This is a genomic window from Sediminicola luteus (genome assembly GCF_002514735.1).
Taxonomy (GTDB): Bacteria; Bacteroidota; Bacteroidia; order Flavobacteriales; family Flavobacteriaceae; genus HQA918.
In genome coordinates, this window is the sequence record NZ_NBWU01000004.1 from 13325 (window position 1) to 38760 (window position 25436).

Annotated in this window: 12 protein-coding genes; 11 read left to right on the top strand and 1 reads right to left on the bottom strand. The window is 40.6% G+C overall.

All coding sequences use genetic code 11. From position 1 onward, the window contains the following. The first annotated feature begins 3 nt into the window (after positions 1-3). The 11 genes from B7P33_RS12390 (at position 4) to B7P33_RS12440 (ending at position 25193) form a co-directional block, all read left to right on the top strand. The gene (locus B7P33_RS12390; protein ID WP_097442344.1) at positions 4-2322 is read left to right on the top strand and encodes a GH92 family glycosyl hydrolase; all 2319 of its coding nucleotides are present in this window, start codon (positions 4-6) and stop codon (positions 2320-2322) included. Further along, a complete protein-coding gene (locus tag B7P33_RS12395; protein WP_097442345.1) occupies positions 2322-4553 on the top strand; it encodes a GH92 family glycosyl hydrolase in 2232 nt (743 codons plus the stop codon). The genes B7P33_RS12390 and B7P33_RS12395 overlap by 1 nt, the downstream gene beginning before the upstream one ends. Before the next feature lie 2 nt (positions 4554-4555). Next, positions 4556-6772: a DUF4838 domain-containing protein gene (locus tag B7P33_RS12400; RefSeq protein ID WP_097442346.1), complete on the top strand. Its 2217-nt coding sequence runs from the start codon at positions 4556-4558 to the stop codon at positions 6770-6772. Positions 6773-7034: 262 nt separating this feature from the next. Next, entirely contained in the window at positions 7035-10319 is a 3285-nt protein-coding gene (locus B7P33_RS12405) for a SusC/RagA family TonB-linked outer membrane protein (RefSeq protein WP_097442347.1), read from the top strand. A gap of 19 nt (positions 10320-10338) precedes the next feature. Beyond that, on the top strand, positions 10339-11997 hold the full coding sequence (locus B7P33_RS12410; RefSeq protein ID WP_097442348.1) for a SusD/RagB family nutrient-binding outer membrane lipoprotein: 1659 nt from the start codon (positions 10339-10341) through the stop codon (positions 11995-11997). Positions 11998-12078: 81 nt separating this feature from the next. Beyond that, positions 12079-12726: an MORN repeat-containing protein gene (locus B7P33_RS12415; RefSeq protein ID WP_097442349.1), complete on the top strand. Its 648-nt coding sequence runs from the start codon at positions 12079-12081 to the stop codon at positions 12724-12726. Between the two features lie 92 nt (positions 12727-12818). Next, positions 12819-16163, top strand: coding sequence for a VCBS repeat-containing protein (locus tag B7P33_RS12420; RefSeq protein ID WP_097442350.1), 3345 nt, complete (start codon positions 12819-12821; stop codon positions 16161-16163). A gap of 69 nt (positions 16164-16232) precedes the next feature. After that, positions 16233-16667, top strand: a complete 435-nt coding sequence (gene tnpA, locus B7P33_RS12425) for an IS200/IS605 family transposase (protein ID WP_097442351.1) — start codon at positions 16233-16235, stop codon at positions 16665-16667. A gap of 493 nt (positions 16668-17160) precedes the next feature. Next, entirely contained in the window at positions 17161-20265 is a 3105-nt protein-coding gene (locus B7P33_RS12430; RefSeq protein ID WP_097442352.1) for a SusC/RagA family TonB-linked outer membrane protein, read from the top strand. A gap of 11 nt (positions 20266-20276) precedes the next feature. Next, positions 20277-21758 carry a SusD/RagB family nutrient-binding outer membrane lipoprotein gene (locus tag B7P33_RS12435; RefSeq protein WP_097442353.1) on the top strand — a complete coding sequence of 494 codons (1482 nt, stop codon included), beginning with the start codon at positions 20277-20279 and terminating at the stop codon, positions 21756-21758. An 81-nt stretch (positions 21759-21839) separates the two neighbouring features. Next, on the top strand, positions 21840-25193 hold the full coding sequence (locus tag B7P33_RS12440) for a CRTAC1 family protein (RefSeq protein WP_097442354.1): 3354 nt from the start codon (positions 21840-21842) through the stop codon (positions 25191-25193). Positions 25194-25195: 2 nt separating this feature from the next. Here B7P33_RS12440 and B7P33_RS19670 read toward each other — a convergent pair whose 3' ends face one another. Beyond that, the gene (locus B7P33_RS19670) at positions 25196-25426 is read right to left on the bottom strand and encodes a DUF6095 family protein (protein WP_097442355.1); all 231 of its coding nucleotides are present in this window, start codon (positions 25424-25426) and stop codon (positions 25196-25198) included. Positions 25427-25436: the final 10 nt, after the last annotated feature.

Below are 25436 nucleotides of genomic sequence, written 5' to 3' on the forward strand. Positions count from 1 at the left end.
GTTATGAAGTATTTGTGGCTAGTAGTGGCAATAATGTTGGTGGGTTGTCAAAATCAATCCGGCACATCCGTAATGCCAGTTGAAAATGAGGTGGTGCAAAATCCAGTGGCCCTGGTAAATACCTTAATGGGTACCGACTCCGAATTCAGCCTTTCCAATGGTAACACCTATCCGGCCATTGCCATGCCCTGGGGAATGAATTTCTGGACCCCTATGACTTCGAAAATGGGCGACGGTTGGACCTATAAATATGATGAAAATAAGATTCGTGGTATTAAGCAGACCCATCAACCTAGTCCATGGCTGAACGATTATGCCGCATTTTCGCTTATGGCAACGACCGGAACCGACAAGTTTCAAGAAGACGAAAGAGCCTCATGGTTCTCGCATAAAGCCGAAGTGGCCAAACCGCATTATTACAGGGTCTATCTGGCCGATTACGATGTGACCGCCGAAGTAACCCCTACCGAAAGGGCTGCCCAGTTTCGTTTTACTTTTCCGCAATCCGAAGATGCCCAAATTCTTATCGACGGATTCAATAAGGGCTCCATGGTAAAAGTACTCCCTGAAAAACGTCAGGTAATCGGATATAACAGGAACAACCATGGTGGGGTACCGGAAAATTTCCACAACTATTTCGTCATTCAATTCGATACCGATTTTGACCAAATCGACACCTGGGGCGACAATTGGAAACTTTTACCGGGCCAAAAGGAAAGTAAAGGTGACCATGTGGGAGCCATTCTTGGATTTAAGACCAAGGAAAATCAGCAAATTACGGCCAAAGTGGCTTCGTCTTTCATCAGTATGGAACAGGCCCAACGTAATTTGGACAATGAAATTGGAACCGACAGTTTTGATCAAACCAAAACAAAAGCCCAAGAAGCTTGGAACAAAGAATTGGGTCGTATTGAGGTATTTGGTAAAAACCAAGACGATATCAAAACCTTTTATTCCTGCCTATATCGTGTTTTATTGTTTCCCCGAATGTTCTATGAATTCGATGCCGAAGGGAAACCTATCCACTATAGCCCCTACAATGGCGAAGTACTGCCGGGTTATATGTTCACCGATAACGGTTTTTGGGACACTTTTAGGGCTGTTTTTCCATTTTTCAATATGATGTATCCCGAATTGAACGAAAAGATTATGGAAGGCTTGGCAAACACTTATCTCGAATCGGGTTGGTTGCCAGAATGGGCCAGTCCAGGGCATAGGAATGTTATGGTAGGCTCCAATTCAGCTATTAACATAGCGGATGCTTATCTGAAAGGAAATGCCGATACCCACGCCGAGGTGCTCTGGGAAGCCGTTATGAAAAATGCGGATGTGGAAGCGGGCAGACCCGAAGCTTCCGTTGGCAGGGAAGGTTTAGATTACTACAACAAACTGGGTTATGTGCCCTATGATGTAAAAATCAACGAAAATGCCGCCCGTTCTTTGGAATATGCCTTCGCCGATTTCAACTTGGCCAAAATGGCTAAAAAAATGGGTAAACCAGAGGCCGCTAAGCGTTTCTACGAACAATCGTTGAATTATAAAAAGCTGTTTGACCCCGAAACCGGCTGGATGCGGGGTAAAAATGAAGATGGTACTTTTCAATCACCCTTTAATCCTCTAAAATGGGGCGATGCCTTTACCGAAGGGAATAGTATGCACTACACTTGGTCTGTTTTCCACGATATCCAAGGGCTTATCAATTTAATGGGAGGGAAAGAAAACTTTGTGTCCAAACTGGACGAAGTCTTCGAAATGCCGCCCAAATTCGACGATTCATATTATGGTTTTACCATTCATGAAATACGTGAAATGCAGATTGTGGATATGGGGAACTATGCCCACGGAAACCAACCCATTCAGCATATGCTCTATCTCTATAACTATGCAGGGGCATCGCATAAAACCCAAAAGCGGGTAAGGGAGGTTTTACGGAAGTTATATCAACCCACTCCCGATGGGTATTGCGGCGACGAAGATAATGGCCAAACCTCGGCTTGGTATGTCTTTAGCGCCCTTGGATTCTATCCGGTTACCCCTGGCGTTGATCAGTATGTAATAGGCAGCCCTTTGTTCGATAAGGCCAAGATTCACCTGTCCAATGGTAATCTATTTGAAATAAATGCTGCCAGTAACAGCGATGAAAATCCCTATATACTACAAGCCCAATTGAACGGAGCTGATTACGGCAAAACTTATTTGGAATTCGAGACCCTCCAAAACGGTGGTAAACTAGAATTTACCATGGGCAACGAACCCAATACGGCATTCGGGACAAATGAGACCGATGTACCGTATTCCTTAACAAACGAAAAAAGAGACTGATGCGAAAAACTATTGTCATCACCCTAATATTCCTTCAGACCATCTTCCTTTTGGCCCAGGAAAAATCGCTGACCGAGTATGTGAATCCGTTTATTGGTACATCTAATTTCGGGACTACCAATCCGGGGGCCATTGCACCTAGGGGCATGGTCAGTGTAACTCCTTTTAACACGGCGGGTAAGGTAAATGGCGAATTGGAAAAAGACAGTCGGTGGTTGTCTACCCCATATGTAGCGGAGAACACTTTTTTAACCGGTTTCTCACAAGTTAACCTAAGTGGTGTGGGCTGTCCGGAACTGGGGGTTATTTTGGCCATGCCTACCACGGGAGAGCTAGAAACCGACTATTTGAAATACGGCAGTACCTATTCGGACGAAAAGGCGCATCCGAGTTATTATAGTGTAGAACTCGATAAACACAACGTTAGGGTAGAGGCCACGGCTACCACACGTACCGGTGTAAGTAAATACCATTTTCCGGCAGGTCAAGCTAATGTATTGATCAATCTAGGTCTTGGTTTGACCAACGAAGAAGGTGCTTTAGTAAAAATCGTTTCCGACACCGAAATCGAAGGGATTAGAAACGTAGGTACCTTTTGTTACTACAAACCCGAAGAATCGTATCCGGTATATTTTGTGGCCCGTTTCAACAAACCCGCCAAACGAACCGGAATTTGGAAACGCCCAAGGAAATACGAAGGGGTAGAAGCCCAATGGATGGGCTATAACGGCAAGGAAAGACGCTACGAAGGGTATCGCAAGGAAATAATCGGGGACTCAATAGGTACGTATTTTTCCTATGATTTTGATGAACCCACCACGGTAGAAATGAAAATCGGGGTTTCATATGTCAGTATTGAAAACGCCCGGGAAAATTTAGAGCGGGAGACCAGTACGGCGAGTTTTGACCAAATCCGTAAGACGAATGACCAAGAGTGGAACCGACTTTTAGGTAAAATACAAGTTGAAGGCGGAAGCGAAGAAGACAAAACCATATTCTACACTGCACTTTACCATACCCTGATCCATCCGAATACCTTGAATGATGGTAATGGCGAATATCCGTCCATGGCCCAACGGAAAACCATGAAGACCGATGGTACCCGCTATACCACCTTTTCGTTTTGGGACACCTATCGGAATCTACATTCCCTGATGTCTTTGGTCTATCCGGAACAGCAATCGAATATGGTCAAAAGCATGCTGGACATATACAAGGAAAGTGGATGGTTACCTAAATGGGAACTCAATGCCACCGAAACTACGACCATGGTGGGCGATCCGGCCGGAATCGTTCTGACCGATACCTACCTAAGGGGCATTACCGATTTCGATGCTGAATTGGCATATAAGGCCATGCTTAAAAGTGCCGAGACCATAGAAAACAATCCGTTACGGCCGGGTATCGAAGATTATTTATCCAAAGGCTATTTAACCACTAAAACTACTAATAGCGGCTCTGTTTCCACCACTCAAGAATACAATATAACCGACTATGCGATTGCCCAAATGGCTAAAGAGTTAGGTAAAAAGGACGATTTTAAACGATACAGCAAACGATCCGTTTCCTATAGAAAATTGTTCGATCCGAAATTGAATTTATTACGACCCAAAAATGACGATGGAAGCTGGAACGAACCTTTTGACCCTGGCTTCGGTAATGACTTTGTTAAAAACCTGGGTTTTATAGAGGGTAACTCCTGGCAGTATACCTTTATGGTAAGCCACGATGCTAAACAGTTCATAAAAATGATGGGGGGCGGAAAAGCCTATGTCAATCAATTGAACAAAGTCTTTGAACAAGACCAGTTCGATATGGCCAATGAACCCGACATCGCTTACCCATACCTCTACAATTTTGTTAAGGGTAACGAATGGCGTACCCAGGATAAGGTCAAGGAATTGGTGCGAAAATATTTTACGAATGCCCCGGCAGGACTACCCGGAAACGATGATACGGGAACCATGTCGGCCTGGCTCATTTACTCCATGATGGGCATTTATCCTGTGGTACCGGCCGACCCAAGTTATACCTTAAGCACACCATTTTTCGATAAAATCACCATTCAATTAAACCCTAAATATTATCAAGCCAAAACTTTGGTCATTGAAAAAAATGGGGAAGGGAAGCATATTAAAAACATAAAAGTAGGAGGGAAACCCCATAAAGGTTATTTCGTAGATCATTCGGAATTAACCGAAACCGGTCATCTCGAAATTATAATGGATTAGTCATGGAAATCAAGGTATTTAAGAACATGGTTTTAGCTTTAGTCGCAGTAGTTTTTTTAACCAGCTGTGATTCCAAGACCATGGTGTTGGCCGATAACGGGAAAACGGATTACAAAATCGTTTATTCAGACGATACCTTGAAACCTACCGCAGCTATTCTGGCCCAATACTTAAATACCACTACCAAGGCAGATTTTGCATTAGCCGACAAAACTTCTGGGAAAGATATCCAGCTGAGTATAGATGCTTCCTTGCCGGAACAGGCTTTTGAAATTAAGGCAGATGGTCAATCTCTACAGATTAGGGCTGCTTCTACAAAAGCCATAGATCAGGCCCTGTTTAGTTTTTTGGAAAAAGAATTGGGTTGTAGATGGTATGCTCCTGATGCGGATTTGATACCGATCCATGAGAAATTAACCTTGCCAAAAGACTACGCATATGTCTACAAACCAGAAATAAAAGTAAGGACAGTCCATTCAAAACTATTCTATGACAACCCTGATTTTGCTCAAAAACAAAAGGTGACCACAGAAGCTTTTCCGTCTTATGTGCCATCGGCCCGTGTGCATACTTTTCATAAATTCTTGCCTGAAGAGGCCTTCTATGTGCCCCATCCGGAATACTACGCACTTCGAAATGGAAAACGATTGCCAACTCAATTATGCCTTACCAATACTGATGTCCTAAAAAAAGTAATTGATTCAGTAGGCGCTTATTTTAAAAGGCATCCGGAAGCTACCGTACTTTCGGTAAGCCAAGACGACAACCAACAGTATTGCACATGTGATAACTGCTCAAAAATTGATATGGAAGAAGGCAGCCAATCGGGTACCATGATCCGTTTTGTAAATCAAGTGGCCCAAGCCTTCCCGGACAAAACCATATCTACGTTAGCTTATCAACACACCCGAAAGCCCTGTAAAACCAAGCCAGCCGACAATGTTTTAATTACCCTTTGCTCCATAGAATGCGACCGTAGTGGACCCATTGAAGAAAAATGTGAAGATTTTGCTTCCGATTTAAAGGGTTGGGGAAAATTGACCAAGAACATTCGGATTTGGGATTACACCACCCAGTTTACCAATTTTTTGGCCCCATTCCCAAACATCCATACCCTTCAACCCAATATCAAATTCTTTAGGGACCAAGGTGCCAAATGGGTTTTTGAACAACACAGTGGTAATCCGTCAGAGCTATTTGAATTACGCTCTTACTTAACGGCCAAATTACTTTGGAATCCAGACTTGGACCAAGAAGCATTGATTACAGATTTCACCGATGGCTATTATGGCCTGGCCGGAAGGCATATACGTCAATATATCGATTTAATTCACCAACGGATAAAAAACGACCCGGAATTCTTTTTGTTCCTCTATGGTGATCCCTCCGAAGCCTTTACATCTTATCTGTCTCCTAAGTATTTGATGGAGTATGTTAATGTTTTTGATACGGCTGAAACTATGGTCGAATCGGACCCTGTACTACTAAATCGGGTTAGAAAGGCACGCTTAAGTACAGATTATGCTGTTTTGGAAGCAGCCAAAAAAGGGCTATCAGATACCCTTAGGCTCACCCAGACAACTTCAGGTGAAATTCAACCGAATCCGTTTATTGAAAAGGTGCTCAAAAGGTTTTCTAAAACCATTAGCGACAATGCGATTCCCTTAATGAACGAAATGGGTTATAAACCAGAAGCCTATATTTCTAATTATCAGAAACTATTCCAGGTCGCGGCTAAACCGAATAAAGCCAAAGGTGCTAAAGTAACCCTGCTGACAAAGCCCAAAAAATATGCCAACAAAGACCCACAAACCCTAACCGATGGCGCATTAGGCGGTAATGGATTTTATGCAAATTGGCTCGGTTTTGAAGGTAACGACCTTGAAGCTATAATCGATTTAGGCCAGGTTCAGGAAATCTCTGAAATTTCTACGGCCTTTTTAAAGGTGACCAACCATGTTGTCTTCTATCCGGAATCAGTAACCGTTTGGTTATCTACAGATGGTAACGCTTACGAAAAAGTGGTTTTTCAAAAAAACCCGGAACCCTTGACCAAAAAGACAAAAAAGAATGAAATACAATATTTCGATTGGCAATTCCCAACTACTTCGGCCCGCTTTATAAAAGTTAAAGCTAACAATATGGGCACCCCGCCATACTGGCATCATGCTGCTGGTCAACCCGCCTGGATCTTTATGGATGAGTTGATGGCCAATTAGTAGCATTTTTAACTTATTTGCGATTTTTTCAACTTTTTAACGCATTTGTGTTACAAATAACAATTTGTGTGCGATACCGCTGTTTTTTATTGCCTAAAATATTGTTAAAAACTTCCGTTGTTTAGCCCGTGGTGATCGTTATTGGTCGAAAAACGTTTAGAAACCTTAACCATATTATAACATTTATAATCTGGAAATTCCCTGTGGGACTTCCAGGAAAATTTACTTAAACCAAATAATTGATTAACCTAAAAGAGACATTATGATTAAAAAACTGCTGTCATTTTTGGTTTTTGTTTCTATGCTTTCCGTAAGTACGGGATATGCACAGAGCAAAAATGTGTCGGGAACCGTTTCCGACGAATCCGGGGTGCCTCTTCCCGGGGTAAGTGTTGTCGTTAAAGGACAAGCTAGGGGTGCTTCTACAGATTTCGATGGAAACTTTTCTATTGATAATGTAGCCTCAACAGATGTATTGGTGTTTTCCTTTATTGGATTCGCCGATCAAGAAGTAACCGTGGGATCACAATCCTCCTTCACCATCACCTTGGCCGAAAGTGCCGAAGCTTTGGATGAAGTTGTGCTAACGGCCTTAGGTATCGAAAAGCAAGCCAAATCTATTGGTTACGCCCAAGAGACCGTAAAGGGTGAAGAATTGGCTGGTCGCCAAGAAAACAATGTTATCGATGCTTTAAAAGGTAGGGTAGCAGGTGTTCAAATTACAAATAATGATGCCGGTGGTGGTGGATCGGTAAACATCGTTATTCGTGGTGGTACGAACATTCTTCCTGGTCGTTCAGATCAGCCTTTGATCGTTGTTGATGGGGTTCCGATTCAGAATGACGATACCGATCAGGATCGTGGAAGTCGTCGTGACTGGGGTTCTGGTATCAATGCTGTAAACCCAGCTGATATCGAAAGCATGGAAGTACTTAAGGGTGCTAACGCAGCTGCACTTTATGGTTCTCGTGGTGCGAACGGTGTAATTTTGATTACAACCAAAAAAGGTCGTGACAATGGTGGTATTGGTATCACCTACGACTTTAATGCAAGATTTGAGGATATCGCTACAACCAGAGACGTGCAGAACGTATACGGTATTGGTTACAATGGCTGGGACAAAGCCAATCCATTCCCAACAAACGACAACGGAAACTTGGCTATGCCAGGTGTAAGTTACTGGGGTTCTGGTGCTTCATGGGGTCCAGAAATGGATGGAACTCCTGTTGAGTACTATGACGGCGTGGTTCGTCCATTTAGCCCTCAGCCCAATAACCTAAAAGAACCTTATGGTATAGGTGAAACCTATGTACACTCGGTTTCTATGCAAGGTGCTAATGAAAAAGGTAGTTTCCGTGCTTCTTTTACAGATAACAAATCTGAAAGAATGGAGCCTAACAACCATTACGACAGGTTTAACGCCAGTTTTAACGCTGATTATAACCTATCGAGTAAGGTTACTGCCGGTCTTACTTTCAACTATGCGAATATCGACAACCTAAACCCAAGGGTTTTAGGTGATAACGATCAAGGTTGGGGTAAAGCCTTATTATACAACTGGGCCCGTTCTGAAAGAGTTCAGTTACGTATGGATAATTACTTGACTCCTGAAGGAACTTTAGATCCAGATTATCGTTATGGACGTAGTGGCGGTATCGTTTGGAACCTTCTTCAGCGAAAGGAAATGAGGGAAATTGACCGTTATTTTGGTGCATTTACCCTGAACTGGCAATTTACCGATTGGTTGAACTTAATGGTACGTACTGGTATTGATAATGCCAACGAACAAAGAACCATGAAGCAGCCGCCTCAGAATCCTGATGGGTTGGATTTAAAGTATTCTACAGGTCTTAGTAAAGACAACTCAAGAAACTCTGAATTCCTATTAACCGGTAATCATCAGTTAACTGATGACTTAGGTCTGACCGCCAACTTTGGTGGGTCGCAGTATTACCGTAAAAAATACGGTCTGTACTCAAGAGACGATAGATACTGGAATAATCCAAATCTATATGCTTTAGATAATGCCCAACAATTTGTAAATGGCGACCGAAACAGAGCTATTAACAGAATTCCGAATGAAGAATTTTGGGAAAAGAAAATCAATTCCTTATACGGAACCTTAGATTTCAATTTCAAGGATTATTTATTCCTTCAGGTAACCGGACGTAATGACTGGTCTTCAACCTTACCGGACGATGCAAATAGTTATTTCTATCCATCTTTTAACTCATCATTTGTATTTACCGATGCTTTCCAAGATGCTTTCGCTGGAATGGAATGGTTAAATTATGGTAAAGTACGTGGTACTTGGGCCCAAGGTGCGGTAGATGATTCTCCATACCAAACTGTACCTACCTATAACATTGGGTCAAGGTTTGGAGAGCCTGCTTCTTTTGTACCTGGCGAAATACCAGCAACTAACCTTAAACCACAGAAGACCGATACTTGGGAAGCTGGTTTGGATTTAGGAATGTTCAACAACCGTGTAAACTTTAATTTTACTTACTATAATAAGTTATCTGAAAACCAAATTATGAGCGGTCCTTTGGCTTGGTCAACTGGTTTTAATAGTAGAAGGTTTAACACGGGTAGTATGCGAAACAGTGGAGTAGAAATCACTGTAGATGCTACTCCAATTTCAACCAATGATTTTAACTGGAACGTGTTGTTCAGTTTCTCCAAAAACAAGAATGAAGTAGTTAACCTAGATGATTCTGGTGCTATCGAAACCCTACGTATCACTGGTTTATGGGGATCTAACGGACCATCAATTGAAGCCCAGCCAGGCCAACCTTATGGTCAAATAATGGGTTGGGACTTTATCTATGACGATGCCACTGGTAAACCATTGGTAGATGAAGATGGATATTTGTATACCACTAATACTCGTGTTGCTTTGGGTAACGTAACCCCAGATTTCTTAAGTGGTCTTATTAATACTTTCACTTACAAAGATTTCACCTTTAATATGATTATGGATGCCAAAATTGGTGGTGACACATATTTCTCTTCTAAAGGTGTTGCCGATGGATTTGGACAATCTGCAGAATCACTACGTGGTAGGGATACCCAGTACGGTGGTTTAAGCTGGACAGATGGTAATGGGAATGCTCGTACCGATGGTATGATCGAAGATGCCATCGTTTCTCCAGATGCTCCTGTATACAACCCAGAGACAGACTCTTATGATTTCTCTACTTCTGGAGAGAACACATCAATCATTCCTGCTCGTCATTATTGGGCTGTAAGATCTTCAGGTTGGGGTGCAGGTGCACCAACGACCCATTCCGTTCATGAGAATTCTTGGATTCGTCTTACGGAATTGAGCTTAGGATACAATGTGCCAAGAAAATTCTTGGAATCATTCTTTATCCAGAACCTTTCGTTCAATGTATTTGCTAGAAATGTGGGCTATCTTTACAAGACTGCGCCTGACAACTTAAATCCGCATAGTACTATTAACGGAGGTAAACTTTCAGGTATTGAATTTGGTGGTTCACCAATTACCAGAACCATTGGTTTCGGAGCAAAAGTATCTTTCTAATCGAAAAAGTGTATAGACTATGAAAAAATCATATATAAGAATTTTTCTTTCTGCCTGTGTTTTAGGAGCTACTTTGGTTTCCTGTGAAGAAGGGTTTGAAGAAATGAACCAACATCCGGAAAAACCGACGCAAACGGTTCCAGACCATTTGTATACAGGTATCTTGGATAAATTGAACTATAGAGGTAACGCTTGTTTGTATACCTACTTACCTCAAACAAGTATTGCGGTTAGGCACTCAACCTCTACACCATTACAAAATCTAGATCTTCTTGAAAACCGAAGTGGTATAGATGATCTTTGGAAATTGTATTATGAGAAACTAAGGGACATGAATCGCCTTAAGGAAGAAATGGACAAATCCGCCTACCTTCCTGAGCAACATCGTAACCAAAAAGCTATGTTGGAAATTCTTGAGGCACAATTTGCCTTAATGGTAGCCGATGCTTTTGGTGACATGCCGTATACAGAAGCTGGACAAGGTTTAAGCGATGACGTTTATCGTCCTGTATATGACAGCCAAGCTGATGTGTATAAAATGGCTTTAGACAAAGTAAAGGCCGCTGTAGCCAGTCTTGCCCTTACTACTGAAACACCTGATGGCGACGCTTATTTGGATTTCAATAGCAACAAACTATTGACAGGTTCTTCAGACGCATTAACCAATTTTACTTTCTTCAAAAAGTTCGGTAATGCCATGTTGATCAAGCACGGTCTACGTCTTTCTAAATTGGATGCCACTGCTGCGCAAGATTACATTTCTACAGGTATGGCCGGCCCATTGATGGAGGCAAGTACTGAGAATGCAGGTTTCACTAACGAGCGTGCAAGAGGAAGCGGAGATTGGTCTTGGGCCCGTTATTATGGACCTACTTATCAGCCATCCGAATTCCTAGCCGATCAAATGGTTGATGATGCTGCCGATATGTCGAACATTATGGACGCCGAAGTTTATGACCCTCGTTTTTATGCGGTTTTCTATCCGAATAAAGATGGAGAATTCAGGATTTTACCAAACTCCCCAGATGCCGTAGCTGCTGAATCGCCTTATTTAGCACAGGCCGGATTATACCCTGGAGGAAGCAATGGTAATTTACCTGAAGCTCCGGGTTATGCCGAATACGAGGCTACCCACAGTATCTGGAACCGTTTCTATATTAGCAGTAACGAGATGCCCTATATCATGATTTCATATGCAGAGCAGCAATTGATTATCGCTGAGGCCATTGCCAGTGGTTATGCTACAGGAGATGCGCAAATGTATTATGAATCGGGAGTTCGTGCTTCTGTAGAAGAGTTTCTGAATTTGGAACACGCCCAAAACCCAGATGCCAATCCAGACCGTATTATTACTTTAGAAGCTGCTGATATCGATGCCATGTTGGCTCACCCAGAAGTAGCTTATAATGCTGCTAGTGCATTGGATTTGATTCGTACCCAGCGTTGGATCGACTACATTAATAGACCTAACGAAGCTTGGGCAATGATGCGTAGAACCAATCATTTTAATGTAGATAATGATGTGCCTATCACCAATAACGGCGATGCTTTCTCTATGGTTTATCGTTTAATGTACCCTGCGAATGAAGCAGATTACAACACCGATAACTATGTACAGCAATTGTCAAAAATGGGTGGTACAGATAACGTTCGTTACGTACCGGATATTTTCAAATAATAGTATTTGATATTACTGAAAACCACCGTATTTTACGGTGGTTTTCTTGTTTAAAACCGAAATTAACTTTACATAAAATCAATGAAATATTTTCTAAGTATAATAGCTCTAATTGCCTTTGGTGTTCAGACCAATGCGCAATGTAAAGTACTCAAACAAGAAATTTCAGAATCCTATGAAGGAGACTGTAAAAAAGGGAAGGCCCATGGTCAAGGGGTGGCCAAAGGAACCGACTCATATGAAGGAGAGTTTTCCAAAGGTCAACCCAACGGACAAGGCACCTATACCTTTGCCAATGGTGATGTATATATTGGCCAATTTAAAAAAGGAAAAAAACATGGAGAAGGAACAATGACCAAGGCCGACAAACTTACCGTAAAAGGATATTGGGATAATGACGCATATATCGGTACTGAAAAAACACCATATAAGATTATCCGAAAAAGTAGATTTGTTGGTAATGTCAATTTTTCTAGGAAAGAGGGTGCCGACCAAATAATCGTTACCGTACAAATTGGTGGAAGAATACAAAACGCTAATTTAAATATTACTCCATTGGAAGGTAGTCATGGCGTTGTCATGAACAATTCACAACGCACTACAATTCAGTCGGTAATATTTCCGTACCGGGCTAAAGTAAGCTTTAATCTTAATGGTGAAAACCACGATGTAGAGTTCCGTATTTCCCATGGGGGAACCTGGAACCTTAAGATTCCTGTAAATCCGTAAATCCTAGCCCCTTGCCCTCTTCCACACAGGGCAAGGGATTTATATTTTAATAAAAACAAGCCCAAATCTACTTTCAAAGAAGCATCGCGATTATGATAAAAAATATTTCACGCAAATCTTTATTGATCCTTTTTACCATTATTATAATCAGTTGCAATTCTAATGTAAAATCGCCCCTAAGTGGTCCGGTCTTTACTTCCTTGGATGCGACTCAGACCAACATAGATTTCGTCAATTCGATTAAAGACGAACGTAATGCAAACATTCTTATTTATGAGAGTTTTTATAATGGAGGCGGTGTTGCCATAGGTGATATAAATAATGACGGCCTACAAGACCTCTATTTTGCCGGAAACCAGGTTGGGGACAAATTATACCTAAACCAAGGCGATTTTGTTTTTAAGGATATTACTGATTCGGCGGGAATTCTAAACAAAGGTGGGTGGTCTAGTGGTGTTACCATGGTAGACATAAACAATGACGGTCATTTGGATATTTATGTATGTAAGACCCTTTACGACGAATCTCCTGATTTACGAAAAAACGAACTGTATATAAATAACGGCAATGGCACTTTTACCGAAAATGCCGCAAAATGGGGTTTAGATGACGTATGGCGTACTATGGATTCCGTTTTCCTTGACTATGACAACGACGGGCTTCAAGATGTTTTTATTGTAAATCAACCCCCAAACCCAGGTTTTTTATCACCATTACGAGGTCAAAATTGGCTACAACCACAATTTAGTTGTCGCTTATTAAAAAATAAGGGAAATGTTTTTGAAGATGTATCCGAACAAGCTGGCGTACTACAAAAGGGATATGGTTTAAGTGCCACCGCATCCGATTTTAACAACGACGGCCACATAGATATTTATGTTGCCAATGACTACGACACCCCTGATTTTCTATACATTAACCAAGGTGACGGTACCTTTACCAATGAAATTAATGAGAGTATGGGCCATATCTCTTATTTCAGTATGGGAACCGATGCAGGAGATATCAACAACGATGGATTGAGTGACTTGGTAACCCTTGATATGGTTGCCTCAGACAACTACCGGCTCAAGGCTAACATGAGTGGTATGAATCCTGACAAGTTTTGGTCTATTGTAAACGCGGGAGGACATTACCAATATATGTTCAATACCCTGCAACTCAATCATGGCCTAGATTCCGATGGTCAGTTAAAGTTTGGCGATATCGCCCAAATGTCAGACATTTCACGTACCGATTGGAGTTGGTCTCCACTTATAGCCGATTTTGACAATGACGGACACAAAGACATTTTTATTACCAATGGTATCAAAAAAGATCTACGTAATAACGATGCGGTAAAAAAGTCCGAAAAATTCTTCCACAAAAAAATCCAGGAATTCGCTCAGAAAAATCCGGATACAAGAATAAGGGATTACCTCGAAGTAGTAGACTACAACGAATTAATAGATATACTGCCTTCCAAAAAATTGAGCAACTTTCTTTTTCATAATACCGCTGATTTAACCTTCACGCAAAAACAAGAAGAATGGGGCTTGGCCACACCTTCCTTTTCAAGTGGCGCAGCCTATGGTGATTTGGATAACGACGGCGATTTAGATTTAATAGTTAGCAATGTAGACGCACCACCTTTTATATACAAAAACAATAGTTCAGGACATGAGGGTGGAAATTTTATAAAAATCAAAACTGAAAATGAAAAAGGTCTTAATCTTAATGGTGTAAAAGTAACCCTAGAATACAACGGGAAAAAGCAATTTGCAGAATCTCGTTCTAGTCGAGGGTTCTATTCTTCAAGTGACAATACCGTTCATTTCGGCACCAACGATGTTACTAATATTGAGAAGATTCTTGTAGATTGGCCCAATGGCAAACAAACCATTTTAAACAATGTAAAAGTCAACCAAACCCTTGTCGTAAATATTAAAGAAGGTATTGAGCCTGTACCGAATTCCAGTTCCGAACCAATTTTCGTTGCAGATAATAACAATGGTATAGATTTTAGCCATCAAGAGAATTCCTATGACGATTACGCCAAAGAACTATTGTTACCCCACAAAATGTCAACCCAAGGTGGGGGCAGTGCAGTAGGGGATATTAATAATGATGGTATAGATGATATCTACTTTAGCGGGGCCAAAGACCAGGCAGGTGCCTTATATGTCTCCGGCCCATCAGGTAAATATACCCGCTTCAATCAAAATGATTTTGAAAGAGATAAATCATACGAAGATATGGGTGCCCTGTTTTTTGATGCTGATAACGATAAAGACCTTGATTTATATGTAGCTTCTGGAGGTAATGAGTCGGAAGACCTTAAATATTACCAAGATCGCCTGTATATAAACGATGGTAACGGCAATTTTTCTAATAAAACTCAAAAGCATTTACCACAAATAACCATCTCCGGGTCTAAGGTTAGGCAAAATGACATTGATGGTGATGGGGATCTAGACCTTTTGATTTGTGGCAGACAGAATCCTGGGAATTATCCCTTGCCTACCTCAAGCCTTATATTGATAAACGAAGGCGGGCAATTTGTTGACAAAACTTCTGAAATAGCCCCGGAATTATTAGATCTAGGAATGGTAACAGATGCCATTTGGAGCGATTTTGATAAGGATGGTATTAAGGACCTAATTGTAGTAGGAGAGTGGATGCCACTAACCTTTTTAGCAAACGAAAACGGAAAATTGGTTGATAAAACATCCGGTTTAGGCATGCAAGATAAAACCGGTTGGTGGTTTGCCATTGAAGAAGGTGATTTTGATAATGATGGCGATATGGACTATTTGATCGGAAACTTAGGTCTTAATTATAAATATAAAGCCAGTCCAGAGGAACCATTTGAGGTATATGCCAAAGATTTTGATGAAAATGGCTCGTTGGACATTGTATTGAGTTATTATGAGAACGGAATATCGTATCCGGTTCGGGGTAGACAATGTTCTTCTGAACAAATGCCATTTATAAAAGACAAGTTTAAAGATTATGACGCCTTTGCCAGTTCTAGTTTAACTGAAGTATACCAATCAACCGGTCTAAATGATGCCTTCAATCTAAAGGCCAATAGTTTTGCATCAGTTCTTATTGAAAATGTTGAGGGCAAATCATTTGTTCCCCATACACTGCCCAACTACACACAAATATCCTCGATTAACGATTTCTTGGTCCAAGATTTTAACAACGATGGCTTCCTCGATTTTCTTTATGGTGGCAACCTATTTAATGCAGAAGTGGAAACAGCCAAAAACGATGCCGGAGTAGGTGGTTTAATGCTTGGAAACGGTAAACTACAATTTAATATCTATCCAAAGGAAAAAAGCGGATTTTTATCTGATAAGGAGATTAAAGAAATTTTAAATCTTAATAACAAGGAAGGGCAAAAAATTATTCTGAACGCCAATAATGCACCAGTTCAAACTTTTATTTTCTAGTTAAAGGTTAAAACCCTGCAATTTTATTGCAGTTACTTTCAGTTTCTATAAATGTTATAGTTTTATGGGATGTCAGACTATCGTAAGAATTCACATTCCATAACTGGTTTAAGTTGTCACTTGGTTTGGGCGACGAAATATCGTTACTCGGTATTAAAGGGTGATGTTCAGACTCGATGTCGTGATGTATTGGTTCAAGTATGCGATTCAGAGGATGTTCGGATATTAAAAGGTGTTGTGAGCAAAGATCATGTGCATATGCATATTGAGTATCCTCCCTCGCTAAGTATAAGTGTACTTGTGAAGAAATTGAAAGGTCGTTCGTCCCGGCTTTTGCAACGAGAGTTTCCTGTTCTTGCCAAGAAATATTGGGGTCGTCACTTTTGGGCAGTCGGATATGGTGCATGGAGCACGGGAAAGATAACCGATGAGATGGTACAGGAATATCTTGAACACCATAAAGGAAAGCCCAATTCAAAGAAGGGAAATTGGATACTGGAATAAGGCAAAGAAAGAATTTCATTCTTTAGTTCAAAAACTATGGATTTTGTAATCCATAGTGGTTTATTTATTAATTTATAGTAAATATCAATAAGCCCTGTCTTTACATTATATTAACCTACAAAATTTGGGTTACCCCTTGAATTTCATACATCGCAAGAATTTAAGAATCAAACAACTAAGCTTTCTACTGAAGTTTTCATAAAAGCATGTTTTAAGATTTACATGCGATTCAAACCTCTGATATTAAGCGATTTAAATTCATAAGAAATTAATTTTATTCCAATTTTTGTTGTTATATTTTAATGGTATTGTTTTAAAATAAGTTAACTTTTGTAAAAATGTTAAATTTGGTTGTTGAGCATCGCCCATGATACATTGGTCGAAATTCGTTTCAAAACCTTTACGTAATTTTAACTTTTATAACTTGATTTTACTCAGATCAAGTATGTCAAAATTTACTAACACAATTAATTGATTCACAAAAAAAGACATTATGATTAAAAAATTGTTGTCGTTTTTAGTGTTTGTGTCAATGCTTTCCTCCGGAACAGCATTTGCACAAAACAAAACCGTATCGGGAACCGTTTCCGATGAATCCGGGATGCCCCTTCCCGGTGTAAGTATTGTCGTTAAAGGACAAACCAAGGGAACTTCTACTGATTTTGATGGTAACTTTACCTTAGAAGATGTGGCCAGTTCCGATGTTTTAGTATTCTCTTTTATCGGTTTTGCTGATAAAGAAGTCGCCGTAGGTGGCCAGAGTAACATTAATGTTACCTTAAGTGAGGATGCCGAAGCACTGGATGAAGTTGTAGTAACCGCTTTAGGTGTTCGTAAGGAAACCAAAGCCTTGGGTTACTCATTAACTGAAGTGGGAGGAGAGGAAATCGCCACAGTTAAACAAACCAATGCCATCAACTCCCTTCAAGGTAAGATTGCCGGTGTTAATATCACCCAAAACTCTACGGGTGCCGCTGGTTCTAGTAGGGTGATTATTCGTGGTGCTAGTTCGTTTGGTAACAACCAACCTCTTTACGTTATCGATGGTATTCCTATGGGTAACGATACCAATGGATCTGCCGGAATGTGGGGTGGTTCTGATGGAGGTGATGGTATTTCCAGTTTAAACCCAGATGACATTGAATCTATCAGTGTTCTAAAAGGTGGTGCTGCAACCGCCCTTTATGGTTCTCGTGGAGGTAATGGTGTAATCGTAGTTACTACTAAAAGTGGTAAGGACAAACAAGGTTTCGGTGTAGAATTCAGTAGTTCGGTTACCTTCGATATGATTGACAATTCTATTCAAGATTTCCAAACTGAATATGGTCAAGGTAGAAGGGGAGCTGTTCCAGCAAACCAAGAAGATGCCTTAGATATCGGAACTTCTGCCTGGGGACCTCGTTTAGATGGGTCTAATGTTATTCAATATGATGGACAATCACGTCCTTATTCATATACAGGTAACAATTTGGATAAATTCTATCGTACGGGTACTACTTTCATTAACTCTTTGGCTTTTTCAAACGCAGGAGAGAATTCTACTTTAAGGTTTTCTGCCTCTGATTTGACCAATGAAGATATTGTGCCGAACGCCGGTTTAAATAGAAAATCCTTCTCTTTGAATTCATCCCACAAAATGATGGACAAACTTACCTTGGACATCAATGCCAAATATATCAGGGAAGATGTAAAAAACCGTCCAAGACTTTCGGATTCACCTGGTAATGCGAATTTCTCTGTGGCCCTTTTACCTCCAAACGTAGATGTTAGGGACCTTCAACCTGGTGCTGATGAAGATGGTATGGAAAGAGGATTCTCAAACAACATCTATTCTACCAATCCTTACTTTGCGGCTTATAATTTTAGAAACCAAGATTATACTAATAGAATTATTACATCCGCTGCACTACGTTATGACATCAATGATTGGCTTTATTTGTTTGGTAGGGCCGGTATCGATCATTCCACTCGAAAGTCTACAAGCGTAACTCCATATGGTACCGCTTATCAACGCGAAGGTAGTATGAACGAGAACGAAAGACGTTATACCCAAGTAGATGCTGATATTATGTTCGGAGTTACCCGAGATTTGACCGATAAATTGGCTGTAGATGCTTTCTTCGGTGCCAACAAGAACAGCATTGAATCTGAAAACCTAAATTTAAGTGGTGGTCGTTTTATCGTTCCTGGGTTAGAGGACATTTCAAACACAAGAGATCAAGGACGTTCTAGAAGCTATAGTAAACGTAAAATTGGATCACTTTATGGTTCTGTTGAACTTTCTTGGGACCGTTGGGCTTATTTGACCATTACTGGTCGTAATGACTGGTTCTCTACGCTTTCTTACCCTGGTAAGGAAACTCCGAACGATGATTTTTATCCTTCTGTGAGTGGTAGTGTGGTTCTTTCTGAAGTAGTAGATTTACCTGAAACTATTAATTTCTTGAAATTACGTGGAGGTTATTCCCAAGTGGCAGGTGGTGCTGACCAAGCCTACCAATTAGCCTTGAATTATACTATTTTTGGTCAAGGACATTTAGGTCAATCTTTGGGTAGGATCGATAACGGTTCTATACCAAATGCCAACCTTGTCGCTTGGAACAAAGATGAATTTGAAATTGGTTTGGATCTACGTATGCTGAATAATCGCTTATCTTTTGATTTGGCCTACTACAACAACGAAAGTTCTAACCAGATTGTAAATGTAGCGGCTTCCCCAACTTCAGGTTACGGCGGAGCTACAGCCAACATAGGTGTAATTGCCAATAATGGTTTCGAATGGTTGATTTCCGCAACACCTATCCGAAACGAAAACTTCAGTTGGACCACCAGCATTAATGGGTCATATAACAATAGTGAGATTAAGTCTACGAATGATGTGGATGGCGAGATTGGTTTAGGCCAGGCTCGTACCAGAAACGTAGAAATCAAGCAAATCGTTGGTGAGTCGTTTGGTGTCATTAAAGGTCGTGCTTTCCAAAGGGATGGTCAAGGAAGAATCGTTTACGAAATTGATGGCGATGGGGTTCCATTGGCCCAAGAAGCAGATGAATGGCAAATTTTAGGTGAAGGAGTACCTCCATTGAATATGGGATGGACCAACACTTTTAATTACAAAGATTTCAGCCTGAGCTTTTTGATTGACGGAAAATTTGGAGGCCAGATTTTTGCTGGTACCAATGCCATTACTTACGGAAACGGTCTGCATAAAGAAACCTTGAATGGTCGTGAAGGTGGATTACAAGTAACGGGTGTTACTGCCGATGGTGCTGAATTCACTACTACTGTTGCCCCTGAAGATCTTCAAACGTACTATGGCCGAATCAATGATTTTGCCGAGCCTTTCGTAGAAGATGCCGATTTTATCAAGTTCCGTCAATTTACTTTAGGGTATAACGTACCTTCTCGTTACTTAGAGAATATTTTCTTGAAGAGCGTAAATGTTTCCGTTATAGGTCAGAATCTTTTCTATCTAATGAGAAAAGTAGATAACATTAATCCAGAAGCCGCTTATAACAACGGTAATGCTCAAGGATTGGAGTACTTTGGTGTACCACCAACAAGGAATTTCGGTTTTGCACTTAACGTTAAATTCTAGTCGATAGTCTTATGAAAAAGTATATAAGTTTAATTTTAGTAGCGCTACTATTTGTAGCCTGTGATGAGGGATTCGAGGAATTGAACGTAAATCCTACGAAACCAAGTCAAGTTTCACCCCAAAGTAAATTAACAGCTATTCAGCTGTTCACCTCTGGAGGTCGATACGAAAACTGGAGAGCCAATTTAATTTATAGCTCTACCATGATGCAACATTTATCGGCTACCGCCGGTTATTGGACTGGAGACAAGTACACCCGTAATGAAGGTTATGCCTCTTCTTTATTCGATAGGTACTATAGCGACCCTGTAAAGAACATTGTTGATCTACAACAACAGTTGGAAACAGAGGAAGCTCCGGAAGAAATGAAGGCTATTACCCGTATCATGAAGGTGTTCATCTTCCATAGGTTAACTGACCTTTATGGTGATATTCCTTATTCTGAAGCTGGTAAAGGATATATTGAGGGGGTTTTAAAACCCAAGTACGATCGCCAAAGCGAGATTTATGCCGACATGTTAAAGGAATTGGAAGAATCCGTGGCAGCCTTGGGTAGTGGCACATCAGATTATGGTGATGCCGATATTATGTTCAAAGGAGACATGGAAAAATGGAAGAAATTCGGAAATTCCTTGATGCTTCGTTTAGGACTTCGTTTAATCAAAGTCGATGCGGCTGGCGCTCAAGCTTGGGCAACAAAGGCGATTAATGGTGGGGTAATGACCTCTAACGACGACATCGCTTATATTGAGCATACAAACGGCCCTGATGGCATAAACAAAAACGGTAATGGTGAAGTGTTTACCGCCGATGGAAACCCACGTATGAGCAAAACTTTCATAGATATTCTTGCTGGCGATCCCCGTTTACCTATTTTGGCTCAACGTCGAGGTGACCAAAGTACTAATCCGGCTGATTTGGTAGGTTTACCTAATGGTCTTGATGCAAGTACTTATGAAGATGCCACCGGTATGACTTCATTAGATGATTTTGCCGAACCAAACCGTAATATTATTACTGGTGAGGATGCTCCGATGTTCTTTCAAACCTATGCTGAAGTCGCATTCATGTTGGCAGAAGCAAATGTTAGATGGGGTATAGGTGGCGATGCAGCTACCAATTACAATAATGGGGTTGAAGCCGCCATGCAAATGTTATCTCTTTACGGAGATGCCGCTGTTATCGACCAAGCCGATATCGATGCATATTTGGCAGCTAACCCGTACAATGCCGGTACTGCAATGGAGCAAATTGCCACTCAATATTGGATTGCGACCTTCTTGAATGAATATGAAACATTCGCTAACTGGAGAAGGATTGAAATGCCTGTATTGACCCCGGTTAACTACCCTGGAAACGTAACCAATGGTACTATTCCAAGAAGACTAATCTACAACCAAGGTGAAAAAACCAATAATGCCGATAACTATAATGAGGCAGTTTCAAACCAAGGCGCAGATGAATTTACCACTAGGGTTTGGTGGGACAACTAATGTCCAGAAACGCCAAATTTTAGGCAAAATTTATAATAAAGGGGGAATCAGTAAGGTTCCCCTTTTTTTTATTTTTACACTATGCAAAAGAAATTAAAAAATGGTCTTTGGGCCATCGGATTTTTGGCAATTACCGGTTGTGGTCAAAACCAAAATGATAATGAAATCCAGCCCTCGATTAAACCGCTTTTCACCAAAGTAAACCAAGTGGATAGTGGTATTGATTTTCAAAATAAAATAGATGACACCAAAGAACATAACATATTGTTATATTCTAATTATTATGGTGGCGGGGGTGTAGGCATAGGTGATTTTAATGGCGATGGACTAAAAGATGTCTATTTTGCCGGGAATTTGGTACCGGACAGATTATATATAAATAAAGGTAATATGCAATTTGAAGATGCTACCGAAGCATCTGGTATTACTTATCATAATGGCTGGTCCACCGGTGTTTCTATTGCCGATGTAAATAATGATGGTGCAATAGATATATACGTAACCCGGGAACTTTATGACCATGAACCGGAAAGACGTAAAAACCTTCTATATGTTAACAATGGCGATGGTACTTTTACCGAAAAAGCCACTGAATATGGAATCGCTGACCCTGCCCGATCCCGACACGCTACTTTTTTTGACTATGACAACGATGGTTTCCTAGATCTATTTGTCCTTAACCAACCCCCAAACCCAGGAAGTTATTCCGAATTTTTTGGCACTCCATTATTACAAAACAAATACAGTTCAAAGTTATATCGCAATATAAAAGGGGCTTATTTTGAAGATGTAACCGAAAAAGCTGGTTTATTAAGACCAGGCTTTCCCAACGCAGCAAGTACCAGCGATTTTAATGGGGACGGTTGGGCCGATATTTACGTAGCAAACGATTTCTATGCTCCAGATGCCTTATATATTAATAATCAAGATGGAACATTTACCAATACTATACACGAATCCTTCAACCATATATCTTATTTCAGTATGGGAGTAGATGCGGCTGACCTAAACAACGATGGTCTTCTTGATCTGCATGTACTTGATATGGCCGCGGAAGATAACTATCGTTCTAAATCGAATATGAGCGGCATGGATATTTCCCAATTCTGGAGAATTGTAAACCGAGGTGGGCATTATCAATATATGTTTAATAATGTACATTTAAACAACGGCAATAACACCTTTAGTGAGATTGCCCAACTCACTAATATGGCGACTACAGACTGGAGCTGGGCCAACCTAATTGCCGATTTTGACAACGATGGTTATAAAGATGTTTTTATTACCAATGGCCTATTAAGGGACATACGTAACACAGATTCGGACAAGGCTGTCGCAAATCATGTAAATCAAGTGGCCGATACCTGGGTGAAAAATAATCCAAACGGTGGTGAAATTTCCATTTGGGAAATATTAGACCTACAAGAAACCTTGTCTTTGGTACCCTCTGAAAAACTGGTGAACTATATGTACCAAAACCAGGGTGATTACCAATTTGAAAATGTTATTGAAAAATGGGGGCTTAACGACCCCTCATTCTCAAACGGAGCAGCCTATGCCGACCTGGATAACGATGGCGATCTTGACCTAATCGTTAATAACATCAACGAACCGGCTTTTGTTTATCGTAATAACAGCACCAACAATTTCGTAAGATTTTCTTTGAAAAGTAAATCCAACCAGCCTGTACTGAACTCCAAAATAACACTCTACCTAAAAGAACAACAACAATTCGTAGAATTAACCAATACAAGAGGTATATATTCAACAAGTGAACAACATTCGGCCCATTTCGGTTTAGGGGAAAACTCAAGAATAGACAGTGTTCGTATACAATGGCCAAACGGAAAAAGCACAATTTTTGCGCAACCCAAGTCTAATAAAGAACATGTACTGTACCTTGAAGATGCCATAGAAGTTTCTAGGATCAATCAACATAAGGCTAAATCACTTATGAAGGAATCGAATTTTCTACTAACAGATTCCGAACATAAAGAGAACGTATTTGACGACTTTTCAAAACAAATCCTATTACCACATAAAATGTCACAATTTGGACCAGCCATGGCCATTGGAGATGTTAATGGTGATGGTCTTGACGATGTATTTCTTGGCGCCTCGGTCGGTGAAACATCCCAGTTGTGGATCCAGGGAAAAAACACCAAGTTCAAAACTAAATTCAACCAAAGTTTTTCACGTTCCAAATTCCAAGAAGATATCGATGCAGCCTTCGTAGATATTGACAATGATAATGACCTTGATCTTTATGTGGTCAGTGGCGGAAATGAATTTATCGCTGGAAATGCCAATTATACCGACAGACTCTATCTCAATGATGGTAAAGGTAATTTTAAAGCTACGGGAGTAGCTCCAGAATCCAAGCAAATCAGTGGTAGTGTCGTCCGTTTTGAAGATTTCGATGGTAATGGTTTTTTAGATGCTTTTGTAGGAGGAAGACATACTCCTCAACAATATCCTGTTCCAACTGACTCTAAAATATATAGGAACAATGGCGGTAAGCTTAGTGATGTAACTGCGGAGGTTGCGCCAGAATTAGTTAATCTCGGTATGGTTACAGACGCGCTGTGGACAGACTACGACAATGACGGAGATAAAGACCTTATGGTAGTAGGGGAGTGGATGCCCATAACCATACTGGAAAATACGAACGGGAAATTCAAAAAAGTAGCCCTATCAAACTTAAAAGATACTGCCGGATGGTGGTTTAGTATAGAACAAGGCGATTTTGACAAAGATGGCGACATGGATTACGTTGTCGGTAACCTCGGATTAAACTATAAGTACAAAACATCGCCCGAAGAGCCTTTTGATGTACATTACTACGACTTTGATAATAGCGGACAAAAGGATATCGTTTTAGGCTATTACAATTACGGGGAACATTATCCGTTACGAGGTTTTTCTTGTTCATCGGAACAGGTTCCGGAATTAAAATCAAAATTCAAGAAATACGATGTTTTCGCCTCTCTTAACCTAGAGGAAGTTTATGGTCAAGACAAACTTTCAAATGCCCTTCATTATCAAGCCCACACCTTTGCCTCATTATTTGTGGAGAATTTAGGTAATGGCAATTTTAGGGTGCATGAACTTCCTAGACTGGCTCAGCTTTCAAATATCAACGATTTTATTGTTGATGATTTTGATAATGACGGTAATTTAGATGTTCTAGCCGCAGGAAACCTGTATGTATCGGAAATCGAAACAACTAGAAATGATGCGGGTAGGGGAGTACTTCTATTTGGCGATGGTAAAAACAACTTTAGTCCAGTATCACATCTAACTAGTGGTTTTTTCGCTAACAAGGATGTTCGAAAGCTAAAACCCATCCAACTCGCTAACGGCAAAAAGGCTGTTGTAGTAGCCAACAACAATGGACCACTACAGTTTTTTGAATTTAATGCCCCGGAGAAATAAAACTATTTTGATGAGGGTCCAAAAAGGGCCCTCATAATGGTTTTTACACTGTAAAACCCCATACCAATCGCGATTATAGCTATTAGGACACCAATAATACAAACGGGCCAAAACCATTCATGACCTTGGTTTTTAAAGGCTTGGTTCAAAATTATAGGAGCTAAAAACATACAAAAGGCAGTTATCCCAAAATACTTTAGGCTTTTTACTAATAAGGGCTTATCTGTCGCCATATTACAGGGT

Excerpts from the sequence above, each read along its gene's own strand:
- B7P33_RS12390 (WP_097442344.1), top strand. The coding sequence starts at position 4 with ATGAAGTATTTGTGGCTAGTAGTGGCAATAATGTTGGTGGGTTGTCAA.
- B7P33_RS12395 (WP_097442345.1), top strand. The coding sequence starts at position 2,322 with ATGCGAAAAACTATTGTCATCACCCTAATATTCCTTCAGACCATCTTC.
- B7P33_RS12400 (WP_097442346.1), top strand. The coding sequence starts at position 4,556 with ATGGAAATCAAGGTATTTAAGAACATGGTTTTAGCTTTAGTCGCAGTA.
- B7P33_RS12405 (WP_097442347.1), top strand. The coding sequence starts at position 7,035 with ATGATTAAAAAACTGCTGTCATTTTTGGTTTTTGTTTCTATGCTTTCC.
- B7P33_RS12410 (WP_097442348.1), top strand. The coding sequence starts at position 10,339 with ATGAAAAAATCATATATAAGAATTTTTCTTTCTGCCTGTGTTTTAGGA.
- B7P33_RS12415 (WP_097442349.1), top strand. The coding sequence starts at position 12,079 with ATGAAATATTTTCTAAGTATAATAGCTCTAATTGCCTTTGGTGTTCAG.
- B7P33_RS12420 (WP_097442350.1), top strand. The coding sequence starts at position 12,819 with ATGATAAAAAATATTTCACGCAAATCTTTATTGATCCTTTTTACCATT.
- tnpA (WP_097442351.1), top strand. The coding sequence starts at position 16,233 with ATGTCAGACTATCGTAAGAATTCACATTCCATAACTGGTTTAAGTTGT.
- B7P33_RS12430 (WP_097442352.1), top strand. The coding sequence starts at position 17,161 with ATGATTAAAAAATTGTTGTCGTTTTTAGTGTTTGTGTCAATGCTTTCC.
- B7P33_RS12435 (WP_097442353.1), top strand. The coding sequence starts at position 20,277 with ATGAAAAAGTATATAAGTTTAATTTTAGTAGCGCTACTATTTGTAGCC.
- B7P33_RS12440 (WP_097442354.1), top strand. The coding sequence starts at position 21,840 with ATGCAAAAGAAATTAAAAAATGGTCTTTGGGCCATCGGATTTTTGGCA.
- B7P33_RS19670 (WP_097442355.1), bottom strand. The coding sequence starts at position 25,426 with ATGGCGACAGATAAGCCCTTATTAGTAAAAAGCCTAAAGTATTTTGGG.